Origin of the sequence: Streptomyces syringium (genome assembly GCF_017876625.1) — a bacterium.
GTDB lineage: Bacteria > Actinomycetota > Actinomycetes > Streptomycetales > Streptomycetaceae > Streptomyces > Streptomyces syringius.
The window spans coordinates 1466876-1480662 of record NZ_JAGIOH010000001.1 but is presented as its reverse complement, the minus strand read 5'-3'; the positions used below and the strand labels follow the sequence as shown (position 1 = coordinate 1480662).

Genomic DNA, 13787 nt, shown 5'->3' with positions numbered 1-13787 from the left:
GGAAGCTAGTGCCGGGGAGGTTGCCCGAACGTTGCCCCCGCGCCGGGGGCGTACGCCTCGCGCAGGCGGCGGGCCCGCGTGGCCACCGCCCCCCGCTGCGGCGCGCTCTCCGGCAGCGCGGCCAACAGCCGCTCCCACACCTCCAGGTCCTCCTCGCCCCACGGGCTGTCGGCCCACATCCGGAGCGCGGCCGCGTCCCCGCCGCCCAGGACCGCGCGCCGCAGCCGGTCCTCCAGCAGTCGTCGCATCCGGCGGACCCCCGGCGCCTCCGACGCCGGCAGCAGGGGGCCGACGTACGCGCGCACCGCCGCCCGGAGGTCACCCGACGTCAGCTCGCGCTCCACCCGCGCGGTATCCGTCTCCACCGGCCCGTACAGGCGGTACGGGCGGGAAGCGAGCAGCGGGCCCACCAGCCGCCGCAGCCGCGACAGCTCCGCCCGCAGGGTCACCGGCGGCACCGGGCGCTCGCCGTACAGCGCGCACGACAGCTGGTCGCCCGTCAGCCCGTCGGGGTGGCCGGCCAGCAGGACCAGGATCTCGCTGTGCCGGCGGCCCAGCCGTAATCGGCGCCCGTCCGCCACCAGCAGGGCCTCGTCCCGGCCCAGTGCCGACAGGGCGAGCCCGGGCGCGGGGGCCGGCGTCGTCAGCTGCGCCTCGGCGGCCCGCGCCGTCGCCTGGACCAGCGCCAGGCTGTGCGGGGCCGCCAGATGGTCGCCGCCGGTGATGTCGATCGCCCCGAGCAGCCGGCCGGTGCGCGGGTCGTGCACGGGCGCGGCGGCGCAGGTCCACGGCTGGACGAGCCGGTTGTAGTGCTCGGTGGCGAAGATCTGCACCGCGTGGTCCAGGGCGAGGGCCGTGCCCGGCGCGTTCGTCCCCGCGTGCCGCTCGTCCCAGCGGGCGCCGGGGACGAAGTTCATGGCCTCGGCCCGGTCCCGGACGCCCCGGTGCCCCTCCACCCACAGCATCCGGCCCGACGCGTCGCAGACCGCGAGCAGATGCCGCCCGTCGTCGGCGATCGAGCCGAGCAGCTCGCGGACGAGCGGCATCGCGCGCGCCAGCGGATGCGCCCCGCGGTAGTCCGCCAGCTCGGCGTCACCCATCTCGACCGGGGTGACGAACTCCGGTCCGGGCAGCGCCGCGGCGGAGCGCCGCCAGGAGTCGGCGACCACCCGGCGGACCCGGTCGTTCAGCGCGCCCCCAGCCGTGAAGTCCTCGTGGGCGCTCCTGACCAGGGCACACCGCTCGGCGGGATCCGCACCCGACGCCAACGCCAGCCATGGGTTGACCACGTGGACCCTCCTGCCCCGGCCGCCCACCCGGAGGTCGGCGCCGACCATACCGCCGCAAGCCGCCTTCCCCGGTTTCCCGGCGGCCCGGAACGGCGAGAACAAGCCCAGGAGGTGTTTCGCACCTCACCCCCCGAAGGACCCCCGGACCCCACGTTCCAGATCTCCGGGCCTCGGAACCCCCACCGGAAGCGGGAGCACGCCCATGCGCAAATTAATCGCCGACATCGCCGAACGCACCCTCGCCGCCTACGTGACCACCTTCCTCGGCCTCCTCCTGGCCGACGGATTCGACCTCACGGACATATCGGCCCTCAAGGCCGCCGCCATCGCCTCGATACCCGCCGCCCTCTCCGTGATCAAGGGGGCCATCGGGGGCCGTTTCGGCGACAGGTCCAGCGCCGCCTGGCTGCCGGCCGGCGACGGCGCACCCGGCAGACGCTGATACCCGGCCGCCGCGGACGCCTGGCAGACACTGACGCCCGGCCTACCGCGACAGACCGCTGACGCCGGAGGGCGAGCGGAACGCGGCCGTTCACACGGGGTGTGCGTGACGCACCCACGCCCACCCCGCACACACGCTCCCGCGCCCGGCCCGCACACGGTTGACTCATTGCTGCGAGTCCCAATGGAGCGACGGGACGGGGCTGCCGGCCACCCCCCGAGCCGGCGGCCCACCGCCCCGTACCGCCGGGCGGACGGTACGGGGCGGAGCCATGCGCCCGAGCGGGCGGCTCTCCGGGGCGTCATGACGCCCCCCGCCGTCGCGCCGCGCGCGACGGGTGCAACGATGTGCACGTCATGAGTGCAGGGCAGTCCGGTCAGGTACCGCGGACGCTGCGAGCCGCCGTGTTCGCAGCGGTCTGTGTGCTGCTCGCTGCCCTGGGGCACGCGGTCATGTCCGGGACGCACGTCCCCTGGTGGGCCGTGGCCGTCGCGCTGTGCGGTACGGGCAGCGGGGCCTGGTTCCTGGCGGGGCGCGAGCGGGGCCCGGTGCTGATCACCCTCGCCACCGTGGGCGCGCAGACGGGCCTGCACTCGTTCTTCACGCTCGCCCAGAACGTCGCGCGAAACGTCGCCCTCGAGGCGGCCGCCCGCGCGGCCGGCGACGGCACGACCACCATGACCGGCATGCCGGGGTCCGGCACGTCGATGTCCATGGGCGGTCATACGATGCCCATGCCCGCCGGCCACTCCGGCCACTCCATGGGGGCCATGGACCAGATGGCCATGCACGCCGGCCACGGCGCCCTCGGCATGTGGTCCGCGCACGTCCTCGTCGCCCTCATCTGCGGCATCTGGCTGTCCGGCGGTGAGCAGGCCGCCTTCCGGCTCGGCCGCACCCTCGGCGCCCGGCTCTTCGCGCCGCTCCTCGTCCTCTTCGGTGACGTACCGCCGTGCTCCCGGCCGCCGCGCATCCGCGCCGACCGTACGCGCGCGGCGCAGCGCCTGCGGCAGCTGCTGTACGCCCATGTCCTGGCCACACGTGGTCCACCGGCCGGTGTCGCCGTCAGCTGACGGCGACACCCAGGGCCGAACCACGTCACCGGGCCCCCGCCGCGTAGCCGTCGGGCGCCCGGATTCCCAGGAAGGACCCAGGGCGATGACCCCTGCCCGCACACGGGACGTGCCACGACGGCACATCCCCCCTTCGTTCTCCTCGGCGCACGCCGTTTCCTCGGCCGAGATCGACTCAGCCGAGGTCGAAAGCCGCCGTCAGCAGCTTGAGCCGGCGCGCCTGCTCCTCCCAGCGGCAGCACTCGGCACACCCCCGCAGATGCGAGTCGAGTGTGGCGTCGCAGATGCCCGCAGGCAGCTCCTCGCCGTCCACCCGGGCGGATACAGCGGTACGAAACTCAACGCAATGCACCCCGCCATCGTCCCCGGCGGCGTCGGCGCCCGGCGCACCACCCCCCGTGCGGGGGGCCGCTGTGCGTGACGACGAGACGGTGACCGCGTGGGCGCTGGCCGCGCGTGGCGGTGACGCCGACGCCGTGGAGCGCTTCATCCGCGCCACCCAGAGCGATGTCCGGCGGTACGTCGCCCGGCTGAGCAATGATCCGCAGGGCGCGGACGACCTCGTACAGGAGACGTATCTGCGGGCCCTGCGCGGGCTGCCGCGCTTCGAGGGCCGGTCCTCGGCCCGCACCTGGCTGCTGTCCATCGCCCGCCGCACGGTCGTGGACCGGCTCCGCTTCAACGCGGCCCGCCCCCGGCTGTCGGACACCGACGACTGGCAGAGCGCCGCCGAGCGCACCCAGTCCGCGGAGCTGCCCGGCTTCGACGAGGGGGTGGCGCTCTCGCAGCTCCTCGACCGGCTGCCGTACGAGCGCCGCGAGGCGTTCGTGCTGACCCAGCTGCTGGGGCTGCCGTACGCCGAGGCCGCGGCCGTGGCCGGCTGCCCGGTCGGTACGGTGCGCTCCCGTGTGGCGCGGGCGCGCGAGGCACTGATCGGCCAGTTGGAGACGGCCGAGCGGGACGCGGCGCGCATACCGGTGGCGCGCGTCCCGGCACTGGCCGGGTAGCGGCACCCGGCGCCCGCTGCGCCGCACCACCGACACCGCGCGGGCCGCGGATCGCGGGGGCAACGCCCCGGCGACCCGCGGCCCGCGCGGTCCGTCCGGCTCAGCTTCCCGTCCCCGGGCGGACGACCACGGCCTCCGCCCGTACGGTGCCGCTCTCGCGGAACCGCAGGACGAACGGGACGCGGTCACCGACGCGCAAGCCCCGCGGCGGGGCGCTCACCATGACGTCCAGATCGTGCGGGGACATCTCCAGCGTGCCCCGCGCGGGAACGGTCGCGGAGTCGACCATTCCCATCGAGCCCGCGCCGTTCTTGACCACGGTCCGGCTCAGCATCGCGCGACCGCCCGCCGTCGGCGCCTCGACGCCGATCAGCTCGTCGTCCTTGTCACCGGTGTTGCGCACGCGGAAGAACGCGGCGCTGTCGTCCGTGCCGAAGGGGAGCAGCATGCGCCCCTCCTCGACGGTCACGCCCGCGGGCCGGCCCGCCTCGCCGGACGCGGTCCACGCGACCAGCCCTCCGAGGGTCACCGCGCAGGCGACCATGGGGACGAGCGCGGAGAACGCGGTCTCGACGAGCCGGGGGAGGAGGGGGGAGGGGGCCTTCATCGCGTGTCACCTCGTGAGCTCGTAGCGGTGGCGGAACCGTCCGTACGGTCCGGGCCGCCGGACGGGGACGGCAGCTCCGCGCCCGTGCGGCGGGCCTCGTCCGCGGTGGTGGCGCCGGGGCGTCCCGCCCCGCCCGGCCCGACGCGTCGCTGCGCCGGCGCACCCGCCCGGCCACCCGGCCGTCCGGGCCCCCGCCCCGCCGAAGGCCGCCCCGCCGACGACCGTCCGGGCGACGGCTGCCAGCCGCGCAGCCGCAGGCTGTTGCCCACGACCAGGAGCGAGCTGACGGACATCGCCGCCGCCGCGACCATGGGGCTCAGCAGTCCGACGACCGCGAGGGGCACGGTGACGAGGTTGTAGCCGAAGGCCCAGACGAGATTGGCCCGCACGGTCACCGAGGTGCGCCGGGCCAGCCGGACCGCGTCCGCCAGTGCGCCCATGTCCTCGCGCACCAGCGTCACATCGGCCGCGCCGATGGCCGCGTCCGTGCCGCTGCCCATCGCGATGCCCAGGTCCGCGCCGGCCAGCGCGGCGGTGTCGTTGACACCGTCACCGATGACCGCGACACGGTGGCCCCGGGCGCGCAGCGTCCGGACGAGCTCGGCCTTGTCCTCCGGGGTGGCCCGGGCGTGGACCTCGGTGATGCCGAGCTCGCCCGCGACGGCGTGCGCGGCGGCCGCGCTGTCACCCGTGGCCAGCACGGGCCGCAGCCCCAGCCGCTTGAGGTGGTCGACCGCGCGATAGCTGCCGGGCCGCACGGTGTCGCCGAGGGCGATCACCGCTTCGGGTGTGCCGTCCACCCGCACCAGCACCACGGTCCGGCCGTCCTTCTCCGCGGCGCGCACGGCCGCGCCGAGAGCCTCCGGCAAGCCGGCGTCCGACGGCCCGGCGGGCTGCTTCGCCGCCCCCCGCTTCCCCGGCTTCGCCGTACCTTCTCCCGGCTTCGCCGAGTCCGGCCGGGCCACCTCCACCAGGTGCCCCTCGACGCGGCCCGCCACGCCCACCCCGGCCGTGGCGCCGAAGTCCGTCACCGGCGGCAGCGGCGCGGCCGGCTCACCGGCCGGAGTCCGCAGCGCGTACGCGTGGATCGCGCGGCCCACCGGATGCTCCGAGCCGCTCTCGGCCGCCGCCGCGAGCCGGAGAGCCGCTCCGGCGCCGATGCCGTCGGGGCGGTCCGTCACCTCGGTCACCGTCATCGAACCGGTCGTGAGCGTGCCCGTCTTGTCCAGCACGACGGTGTCCACACGGCGCAGCCCCTCCAGCGCCTGCGGTCCGCTGACGAGAATGCCGAGGCCCGCGCCGCGTCCCGTGGCGGCGAGCAGGGCGGTCGGGGTCGCGAGCCCCAGCGCGCAGGGGCAGGCCACCACGAGCACGGCCACCGCGGACGTGATAGCCGCCTGCGGGTCCGCGCCCGCGCCGAGCCAGAAACCGAGGACGGTGACGGCGACGGCCAGGACCGCCGGGACGAACACGCCCGCGACCGCGTCGGCGAGCCGCTGCACCCGCGCCTTGCCCGCCTGGGCGTCCTCCACCAGCCGGGCGATCCGGGCGAGTTGGGTGTCCGCACCGACGGCCGTGGCCCGCACCTCCAGCAGACCGCCGGAGTTGACGGCACCGCCCACCACGGCGGCGCCGGGCCCCGCCTCGACCGGCGCACTCTCACCCGTGACCAGCGACAGGTCGAGCGCGGAGCTGCCCGTCACGACCACGCCGTCGGTCGCGACGCGCTCACCGGGCCGGACGACGAAGCGGTCACCGACCCGCAGCTCCGTGATCGGCACCCGCCGCTCGGCCCCGTCGGCCCCCCGGACGACGACGTCCTTCGCCGCGAGCGACGCGAGCGCCCGCAGCGCGGACCCCGTACCGCGCCGCGCCCGCGCCTCCAGCGTGCGGCCGGCCAGAACGAACAGCGGTACGGCGACCACCGCCTCCAGATACACGTCCGCCGTGCCGTTCATCCCCGCGCCCGAGGGCAGCAGGGTGAACGGCATCCGCATCCCCGGCTCCCCGGCACCGCCGAGGAACAGGGCGTACGTCGACCAGGAGTACGAGGCGAGCACCCCGAGGGAGACCAGCGTGTCCATCGTGGCGGCGGCGTGCCGCAACCCGCGCAGCGCCTTGTCGTGGAACGGCCACGCGCCCCACACCGCGACCGGGGTGGCCAGGGCGAAGCACAGCCACTGCCAGTTGCGGAACTGCAGCGCCGGCGCCATGGACAGCACCAGCACCGGCACGGACAGCAACGCCGTGATCAGCAGCCGGGTCCGGGCGGATGCTTCCGCACGGTCCGACGCCCGATCCGCGGCATCCGCCTCGGGATCCGATCCCGCCGGGGCGTCCTCCCGCGCGGCGGGCGGCTGCGGCAGCCGGGCGGTGAAGCCCAGCCCTTCGACCACGGCCACGAGTTCCGCGGGGGTCACCGCCGCCGGGTGGCTGACCCGCGCCTTGCCCGTGGCGAGGTTGACGCTCGCGCTCACCCCCTCCAGGCGGCCGAGCTTCTTCTCCACCCGCCCCACGCACGCCGCGCAGGTCATCCCGCCGACGATCAGCTCGGTGGTCCGGCAGGCGTCCGGCGCCGGAGCGGGCGGCTGCGTGGCACTCCCGGCCTCCCGGGCCGCCCCGCTCATCGGGTCACCCGCAGGGCCGGAGCGCCCATGTCGTGCATGCCGCCCATGCCGCCGGAGTGGCCCGAACCGCCGCCCGAACCACCGGAACCGCCGGCGCCGCCCGGGCCGTCGTCGGTGCGGTGCATGCCGGGGGCCACGGGCCCGGCCGCCGCCCCGGTCGCGTACGCGACACCGAAGAGGGCGGCCAGCAGCAGGACGAAGCCGATCAGGGTTCCGTACGGACTGAGGAGGTGACGTGCTGTCATCGCGGCATCGTGACACGTCGCGCACCGCGTTCGGCCCCGCGCGGGCCGCCCCCGGCGCGTGAGGATTATCCCTTTCGCACCCGGGAACCAGCGGCCCCCGGCAACCGACTACCCAAGGATCGCGGCGCCTTGTCCCGCCCGCCCCGACACCCGTTCCCGCACCGGTGCGAAGACGCGGGAACTCACCCCCTCCGCCGTACGACTTCTCAGGGGTCCACGACTTCGCGAGGAGACTCCCCGTGCCGCTGCCCGACCCGTTCCCCCTCTACGGACCCGCGTACAAGCGTGACCCCTACCCGCTCTACGAGCGGATGCGGGCCGCCGGGCCCATCCACCGGGTGCTCTTCCCGAGCGGGGTCACCGCCTGGCTCGTCACCGGGCACGCCGCCGCGCAGCGGACCCTCGCCGACCCGCGGCTCGGCAAGAACCACGCCCTCGGCAACGATCGCTGGCGCGAACACGCCTCGATCATGCCCGAGCCGCAGCACTCCGAACTCCAGGTCCATCTGCTGCACCAGGACCCGCCGAAGCACACCGCCATGCGCCGCTACGTGACCGACGCCTTCGCGCCGCGCCGCGTCGAGGAACTGCGCCCCCGCTTCCAGGAGATGGCGGACGCGCTCGTCGACGCGATGACCGCGGACACCGGCAGCGATACCGACACCGTCGACCTCGTCCGCTGCTTCGCCGCCCGGTTCCCCTTCCAGGTCCTCGCCGAGGTCATCGGCCTGCCCCCGAACCTCGCCGCCCGTTTCCGGCGCGAATGGGGCAAGGTCGTGGCCCCCGTCGGACCGCAGGACCCCGGCCGCCCCGCCTACGAGGCGCTGCTGCGCGGCCTGCAGGGCTACATCGCCGAGGTCGTCGCGGAGAAGCGCGCCGAGCCCGGGGACGACCTCCTCAGCCGCCTGGTCACCGCCCGCGACGAGGGCGAGCTGACGCGGGAAGAGCTGGACTCCATGGTCTTCCAGCTGCTCGTCGCCGGACAGGAGCCGGTCACCAACCAGATCACCACCGCCCTGGTGGCCCTGATGCGCCAGCCCCGACGAGAAGCCGTGCTGGAGCGGCTGCGCGCCGAGCCGGAGCTGATGCCGAACGCGGTCGAGGAGCTGCTGCGCCTCGACAGCGCCTTCGAGCTGACCACCTGGCGGTTCCTGGCCGAGGACGCCGATCTGCACGGCACCCGGGTCCCGGCCGGCGACTCCGTGATCGTCTCCCTCTGCGCCGCCAACCGCGACCCCGAGCGGTTCCCCGACCCCGACACCCTCGACCTCGACCGCGCCCAGGGCCCGCACCTGGCCTTCGGCCACGGCATCCACTTCTGCCCCGGCGCGGCCCTCGCCCGCATCGAACTCCAGGTCGCCCTCGCCACCCTGATACACCGGCTGCCGGGCCTGCGCCTCGCCGTCCCCGACGAGGACCTCCCCTGGATCCCCGCCGTCCTCGGCCGGGGCGTCAGCGAACTGCCCGTCGCCTTCGACCGGGCCGTGTGCCCCCGCCCCCGGGGATGACGCGCCACATGCCGAACAGCACCCTCACCCGCACCCCGGTCGAGACCCGCATCCTGGATCTCCTCCTGCCGTACCACCGCACGACGGAGCCGGGCCCCCCGGACCCGGCCGCCCACCCCGAACAGCTCGACCAGATACGCCACTTCACCGAGGCGGGTGAGCCGGTCCTCTTCACCCTCCCCGGCTTCCCGTGCAAGTCCCCGAACCCCGCCAAGGTCCTCGGCCACCTCCCCGACGAGGGCGAACGGCTCTCGCTCGGCTTCCTGGACCGGCTGTGCGCCCGGATCGGCGAGATGTACGAGCCGGGCGCCCGCATGCTCATCTGCTCCGACGGCCATATCTTCGGCGACCTCATCAACGTCCCCGACGCGCACATCGACGCCTACGGGGACGAGCTGCGCGCCCTCATCCGCCGGGAGCGGCTGAGCCACCTCGACACCTTCGACCTGCGCCATGTGCACGGGGAGCTGGACTACGACACCAAGCGCGCCCTCGTCACCGACGCCTACGCGCCCGACCTGGAGACGCTGCGCGCCCAGGCCCGTACCGACGAGGAGACCGCCCGCCTCTACCGCGGCATCACCCGCTTCCTCGTCGAGGACACCGCGGGCTTCACCGGTACCCGTTCCGCGCTGCAACGCGAATGCCGGGCCCGCGCGTACGGCGTCATCGCCCGCAGCCGCGCCTGGGGCGACCTCATCGCGGACTGCCACCCGCGGTCCGTACGGCTGTCCATCCACCCGCAGCGGCCGGGCGCCGCGAAGTTCGGGATCCGGCTGCTCGACGCCGCCGACGCGTGGGCCACGCCGTGGCACACCACGGTGCTGCGGGAGGCGGGGGGCCGTGCGCGGCTGGTGCACCGTGCGGATGCGGAGCGGATCGGACGGCTGGTCCTGCGGGACGGGCGGCCGAGCCACTACGAAGTGCCGCGCTGACGCGCGGTGTCCTCAATCGCCGGACGGGCTTGGCGGCTGGGCTCAGCCACATCAAGCCCGTCCGGCGATTGAGGACGCGCCCGCAGGGCGCCCGCCGCAGGCAGCAAGACGGCTCGCCGTCGTCAGGTGTTCACACGCCGGCCGGCGCCCGGTGGTCGAAGGCGATCAGCGGGTCGCCGGTCAGCGGGTGTTCCACCACGGCCGCCCGGACGCCGAACACCTCCGCCAGCAGCTCCGGTGTCAGCACCTCGCGCGGCGTGCCCGAGGCCACCACCGACCCGTCGTGCAGGACGTGCAGCCGGTCGCACACCGACGCCGCCGCGTTGAGGTCGTGCAGCGCCAGCAGCGTCGTACGGCGCTGGGCGCGCAGCAGGGTCAGCAGCTCCACCTGGTGACGTACGTCCAGATGGTTCGTCGGCTCGTCCAGCACCAGCACCTTCGGGTCCTGCGCGAGCGCCCGCGCCAGCAGCACCCGCTGGCGCTCGCCGCCGGACAGTGCGGAGAACCGCCGCCGCCCGGCCCCGGCCATGCCGACCTGCGCCAGCGCCGCCGACACCCGCTCGGTGTCGGTGCGGTCCTCGCCCGCGAACGCCCGTTTGTAGGGCGTGCGTCCCATCGCGACGATCTCCCGGACCGACAGCTCGAAGTCGCTGCCCCGCTCCTGCGGCAGCGCCGCCACGTGCCGGGCCGACTGCACGGCCGTCAGCGACCGGATGTCGGTCCCGCCCAGCAGCACCCGCCCGGCGTGCGGCCGCAGATGCCGGTAGACGGTGCGCAGGACGGTCGACTTGCCGCTGCCGTTCGGCCCGACGAGCCCCGCGATCTCCCCGTCCTCGGCGATGAGCCCCACCCCGCGGACCACGGTCCGCCCGGACAGGGCCACGTCCAGATCCTCGATGGCGATCCTCATGGTTCGCGCCGTCCCCTCATGTTCCCCTCATGCCTTCTCGAGGCGCTGGTCCAGCAGATACAGCAGGGTGGGCGCCCCGATCAGCGCGGTCACCACACCCACCGGCAGCTCCTGGTCGGGCAGGGCGGTCCGGGCCACCAGGTCGACGACGACCAGGAGGACGGCACCGAACAGCGCGGCCACCGGCAGCAGCCGGCGGTGGTCGCCGCCCACCACCATCCGGCACGCGTGCGGCACCATCAGACCGACGAAGCCGATCGCCCCGGACACCGACACCAGCACGCCCGTGAGCACGCTCGTGACCACGAACAGCTCTCGCCGCAGCCGGGCCACCTCCACGCCCAGGCTGGCGGCGGTCTCGTCGCCCATCAGCAGCGCGTTGAGCGCCCGGGCCCGTGCCAGCAGCGCCGCCAGCGCGAGCAGTACCGCCGCCGCGGGCAGCGCGAGCCCGCTCCACTGCGCGCCGCCCAGGGAGCCCATCAGCCAGAACAGCACGCCGTGCGTCTGCTGGTCGTCCCCGGCCTGGAGCACCAGATAGTGGGTGAAGCCGGACAGGAACTGCCCGATCCCCACCCCGGCCAGCACCAGCCGCAGCGGCGAGAACCCGCCCCCGCGCCGGGCCATCGCCCACACCAGGGCGAACGACGCGAGCGCCCCGGCGAACGCCGCCGAGGACAGCCCCAGCCCGAGCAGCCCGCCCGCACCGGCCCCCAGCACGATCGCCGCGACCGCGCCCAGCGAGGCGCCGCTGGAGATGCCCAGCAGATACGGGTCCGCGAGCGGATTGCGGACGAGGGCCTGGACGGCCGTGCCGACCAGGCCGAGGCCCGCGCCCACCACCGCGGCCAGCAGGGCGCGCGGCACCCGCAGCTGCCACACGATCAGATCCTGGGTGCCCGGCACCGGGTCACCGCCGCTCACCCCACGGGCCACCGCGGACCACACCTCGCCGAGCGGCACCTGGGAGGAGCCCAGGCACACGGACGCGGTCAGGGCGACCAGCAGGGCGGGGGCCAGCACGGCGCAGGCCCACCGGGCCGCCGCCGCGCCGTGCTCCCGCTCCCGTACGGGCTCCGCCGTTTCCTCCCCGACCGCGGCGGTCGCCGTCATCTACTTCACCCGGTCCGGGTGGACGGTGTGTGCGATCTCCCGCACGGTGTCCGCGCTGCGCACCCCGCCGATCGTGGTCCGCTCGGAGCCGATGCGCAGGAAGTGCCCCTCCTTCACGGCCTTCAGGTCCTTGGTCGCCGGGAAGGTGCGCAGGAAGTCCGCGGCCTCGTCGAAGGCCTTGCGGTTGGCCTCCTCGCTGCCGCGGTTGCGGACGCCGAGCTGGATCCAGTCGGGGTTCTTGGCGACGACGCTCTCCCAGTCCACGGGCTTGAAGTCACCGGCGCAGTCACCGAAGACGTTCCGGGCTCCGGCCTGGGTGATCACCGCGTTGGCGACCTGCCGGTTGCACACCGCCATCGGCTGCTTGGTGCCGGCGTCGTAGTCGAAGAAGAAGTACGACGGCCGCTTCGCTTCGGGCACGTCCTTCAGCGCGTCGCGCACCGCGTCCGTCTTCTTCCGCATGCCGGCGACCAGCTCGGCGGCGCGGGCCGAGGTGCCGGTCACCCGGCCCAGCTCCTCGATGTCGGCCTCGACCCCCGACAGGTCCGTCCGTGCGGCCTTGCTCATCGACGCGCACGCCGTCGACTTCAGATAGACGTGGCTGATGCCGGCGCCCTTGAACTCCTCGGCGGTCGGGGCCATGCCCATCCCGCCCATGTTCTTCATCGAGGAGAAGGAGTCGACGTACAGATCGGCGCCCGAGCCCAGCAGCTTCTCCTTGGGGATCACCTTCTTGCCCAGCACCGGTACCTTCGCCGCCCGGTCGGCGAACTGCTGCGGCACCGTGCCCTTGCCCGGCGGGAAGCCCGTCCCGGCCACCTTGTCGCCCGCGCCGAGCCACATCAGGAGCTCCAGGGCGGCGGCGTTGCTGGTGACGATCCGCTTCGGCGCCGCGTCGAAGGTCGTCTTCGCCCCGGAGCAGTCGGAGACGCTCACGGGGAAGCCGGTCTTGGCGTTCGCCGCGGCACCCGCGTCGTCGGACTTCTTCGACTCACCGCCGCCGCAAGCCGTCGCCGACAGGGCCACCGCGGCCAGCACACCGCACCACGCACGAGGGCGCATCAGAAAACTCCAGGAACTCGACGTACAGACGTACACGCGAACGCTCGCGCGGGGCCACGCGGTGCGGGCCCGGTTCAGGTAGTCGGCCCGCGGGACCGCCCGGTTCCCGCGTGTCGCGAAGAAGCCCGTCGCACGCCGCGCGCCCGTCATACGCTGCGCGGGAAACCACCGCGGACCGCGGCGCGCGACGCGGTCCCGTCAGCCGCCGCAGCAGCCGACCCAAGGAGACCGGGATGACGGACCAATTCGCCGAGATGCCCACCGACTGGCACCGCGCCCTCGCCATCGTCGCCCACCCCGACGACCTCGAATACGGGGCCTCCGCCGCCGTCGCCACCTGGATCGACGGCGGCCGCTCCTGCGCCTATCTGCTGGCCAGCGTCGGTGAGGCGGGCATCGACACCATGCCACCCGCCGAGGCCGGACCGCTGCGCGAGCGCGAGCAGTGGGCCAGCGCCGCGGCCGTCGGCGTGACGACCGTGGAGTTCCTCGGCCACCGCGACGGCGTCATCGAGTACGGGACGGGGCTGCGCCGCGACTTCGCCGCCGCCATCCGCCGGCACCGCCCCGAACTCGTCCTCACCCTGAACCACCACGACACCTGGGCCGGCGGCGCCTTCTGGAACACCCCCGACCACCGGGCCGTCGGCCGGGCCGTCCTCGACGCGGTCGCCGACGCCGGCAACCGCTGGATCTTCCCCGAGCTCGTCGAGGACGGGCTGCTGCCCTGGGACGGTGTGCGCTATGTCGCGGTCGCCGGCTCCCCGCACGCCACCCACGCCGTCGACGCGAGCGACGGCCTGGACCGGGCCGTGAAGTCGCTGCTCGCCCACCGCACGTACATCGAGGCGCTGACCAAGGAGGACCCGGAGTCGTACTGCCGTACTTTCCTGGAGGGCAACATGGCGGCCGTCGCCGAGAGGTTCGGGGGACGGCCGGGCGTGTCGTTCGAGCTGTTCAGGCGGTGAGCCC

14 protein-coding genes are annotated in these 13787 nt (G+C 74.8%); 6 read left to right on the top strand and 8 right to left on the bottom strand.

All coding sequences use genetic code 11. The features are described from left to right. Window positions 1-5: 5 nt before the first annotated feature. Entirely contained in the window at window positions 6-1289 is a 1284-nt protein-coding gene (locus tag JO379_RS06470; RefSeq protein WP_209514312.1) for a GAF domain-containing protein, read from the bottom strand. A 202-nt stretch (window positions 1290-1491) separates the two neighbouring features. Between JO379_RS06470 and JO379_RS06465 the strand changes: the two genes are divergently transcribed. Both JO379_RS06465 and JO379_RS06460 read left to right on the top strand, forming a co-directional pair. Next, window positions 1492-1731, top strand: a complete 240-nt coding sequence (locus tag JO379_RS06465) for a holin (RefSeq protein WP_130876787.1) — start codon at window positions 1492-1494, stop codon at window positions 1729-1731. Window positions 1732-2087: 356 nt separating this feature from the next. Beyond that, entirely contained in the window at window positions 2088-2804 is a 717-nt protein-coding gene (locus JO379_RS06460) for a hypothetical protein (RefSeq protein ID WP_130876786.1), read from the top strand. A gap of 175 nt (window positions 2805-2979) precedes the next feature. Here the strand turns inward: JO379_RS06460 and JO379_RS06455 are convergent, their stop codons facing one another. Continuing rightward, on the bottom strand, window positions 2980-3156 hold the full coding sequence (locus tag JO379_RS06455; protein ID WP_130876785.1) for a zf-HC2 domain-containing protein: 177 nt from the start codon (window positions 3154-3156) through the stop codon (window positions 2980-2982). A 61-nt stretch (window positions 3157-3217) separates the two neighbouring features. Between JO379_RS06455 and JO379_RS06450 the strand changes: the two genes are divergently transcribed. Next, window positions 3218-3811, top strand: a complete 594-nt coding sequence (locus tag JO379_RS06450; protein ID WP_130876784.1) for a sigma-70 family RNA polymerase sigma factor — start codon at window positions 3218-3220, stop codon at window positions 3809-3811. A gap of 100 nt (window positions 3812-3911) precedes the next feature. On the opposite strand, the gene JO379_RS06445 is transcribed toward JO379_RS06450, so the two are convergent. From JO379_RS06445 to JO379_RS06435, 3 genes are read right to left on the bottom strand one after another with little or no spacing between them, the layout of a single operon-like run. Continuing rightward, window positions 3912-4418, bottom strand: coding sequence for a copper chaperone PCu(A)C (locus JO379_RS06445; RefSeq protein WP_209514311.1), 507 nt, complete (start codon window positions 4416-4418; stop codon window positions 3912-3914). Then, on the bottom strand, window positions 4415-7045 hold the full coding sequence (locus JO379_RS06440; protein ID WP_443742792.1) for a heavy metal translocating P-type ATPase: 2631 nt from the start codon (window positions 7043-7045) through the stop codon (window positions 4415-4417). Before JO379_RS06440 ends, JO379_RS06445 begins: the two co-directional genes overlap by 4 nt. After that, entirely contained in the window at window positions 7042-7290 is a 249-nt protein-coding gene (locus JO379_RS06435; RefSeq protein ID WP_130876782.1) for a hypothetical protein, read from the bottom strand. The genes JO379_RS06440 and JO379_RS06435 overlap by 4 nt, the downstream gene beginning before the upstream one ends. A gap of 239 nt (window positions 7291-7529) precedes the next feature. Here JO379_RS06435 and JO379_RS06430 point away from each other — a divergent pair, with 239 nt between their 5' ends. Both JO379_RS06430 and JO379_RS06425 read left to right on the top strand, forming a co-directional pair. Beyond that, a complete protein-coding gene (locus JO379_RS06430) occupies window positions 7530-8798 on the top strand; it encodes a cytochrome P450 family protein (RefSeq protein WP_209514310.1) in 1269 nt (422 codons plus the stop codon). Window positions 8799-8806: 8 nt separating this feature from the next. Continuing rightward, entirely contained in the window at window positions 8807-9733 is a 927-nt protein-coding gene (locus JO379_RS06425; protein ID WP_130876780.1) for an L-tyrosine/L-tryptophan isonitrile synthase family protein, read from the top strand. A 130-nt stretch (window positions 9734-9863) separates the two neighbouring features. Here the strand turns inward: JO379_RS06425 and JO379_RS06420 are convergent, their stop codons facing one another. Genes JO379_RS06420 through JO379_RS06410 form a run of 3 tightly spaced genes read right to left on the bottom strand, consistent with a single transcriptional unit; the run spans window position 9864 to window position 12815 of the window. Then, window positions 9864-10643, bottom strand: coding sequence for an ABC transporter ATP-binding protein (locus tag JO379_RS06420; RefSeq protein ID WP_130876779.1), 780 nt, complete (start codon window positions 10641-10643; stop codon window positions 9864-9866). A 27-nt stretch (window positions 10644-10670) separates the two neighbouring features. Beyond that, window positions 10671-11753, bottom strand: a complete 1083-nt coding sequence (locus tag JO379_RS06415) for a FecCD family ABC transporter permease (RefSeq protein WP_130876778.1) — start codon at window positions 11751-11753, stop codon at window positions 10671-10673. Continuing rightward, window positions 11754-12815, bottom strand: a complete 1062-nt coding sequence (locus JO379_RS06410; RefSeq protein ID WP_130876777.1) for an ABC transporter substrate-binding protein — start codon at window positions 12813-12815, stop codon at window positions 11754-11756. Window positions 12816-13048: 233 nt separating this feature from the next. Between JO379_RS06410 and JO379_RS06405 the strand changes: the two genes are divergently transcribed. Then, a complete protein-coding gene (locus JO379_RS06405) occupies window positions 13049-13783 on the top strand; it encodes a PIG-L deacetylase family protein (protein WP_130876776.1) in 735 nt (244 codons plus the stop codon). Window positions 13784-13787 lie beyond the last annotated feature (4 nt).

Excerpts from the sequence above, each read along its gene's own strand:
- JO379_RS06465 (WP_130876787.1), top strand. The coding sequence starts at position 1,492 with ATGCGCAAATTAATCGCCGACATCGCCGAACGCACCCTCGCCGCCTAC.
- JO379_RS06460 (WP_130876786.1), top strand. The coding sequence starts at position 2,088 with ATGAGTGCAGGGCAGTCCGGTCAGGTACCGCGGACGCTGCGAGCCGCC.
- JO379_RS06445 (WP_209514311.1), bottom strand. The coding sequence starts at position 4,418 with ATGAAGGCCCCCTCCCCCCTCCTCCCCCGGCTCGTCGAGACCGCGTTC.
- JO379_RS06440 (WP_443742792.1), bottom strand. The coding sequence starts at position 7,045 with ATGAGCGGGGCGGCCCGGGAGGCCGGGAGTGCCACGCAGCCGCCCGCT.
- JO379_RS06435 (WP_130876782.1), bottom strand. The coding sequence starts at position 7,290 with ATGACAGCACGTCACCTCCTCAGTCCGTACGGAACCCTGATCGGCTTC.
- JO379_RS06425 (WP_130876780.1), top strand. The coding sequence starts at position 8,807 with ATGCCGAACAGCACCCTCACCCGCACCCCGGTCGAGACCCGCATCCTG.
- JO379_RS06420 (WP_130876779.1), bottom strand. The coding sequence starts at position 10,643 with ATGAGGATCGCCATCGAGGATCTGGACGTGGCCCTGTCCGGGCGGACC.
- JO379_RS06415 (WP_130876778.1), bottom strand. The coding sequence starts at position 11,753 with ATGACGGCGACCGCCGCGGTCGGGGAGGAAACGGCGGAGCCCGTACGG.
- JO379_RS06410 (WP_130876777.1), bottom strand. The coding sequence starts at position 12,815 with ATGCGCCCTCGTGCGTGGTGCGGTGTGCTGGCCGCGGTGGCCCTGTCG.
- JO379_RS06405 (WP_130876776.1), top strand. The coding sequence starts at position 13,049 with ATGACGGACCAATTCGCCGAGATGCCCACCGACTGGCACCGCGCCCTC.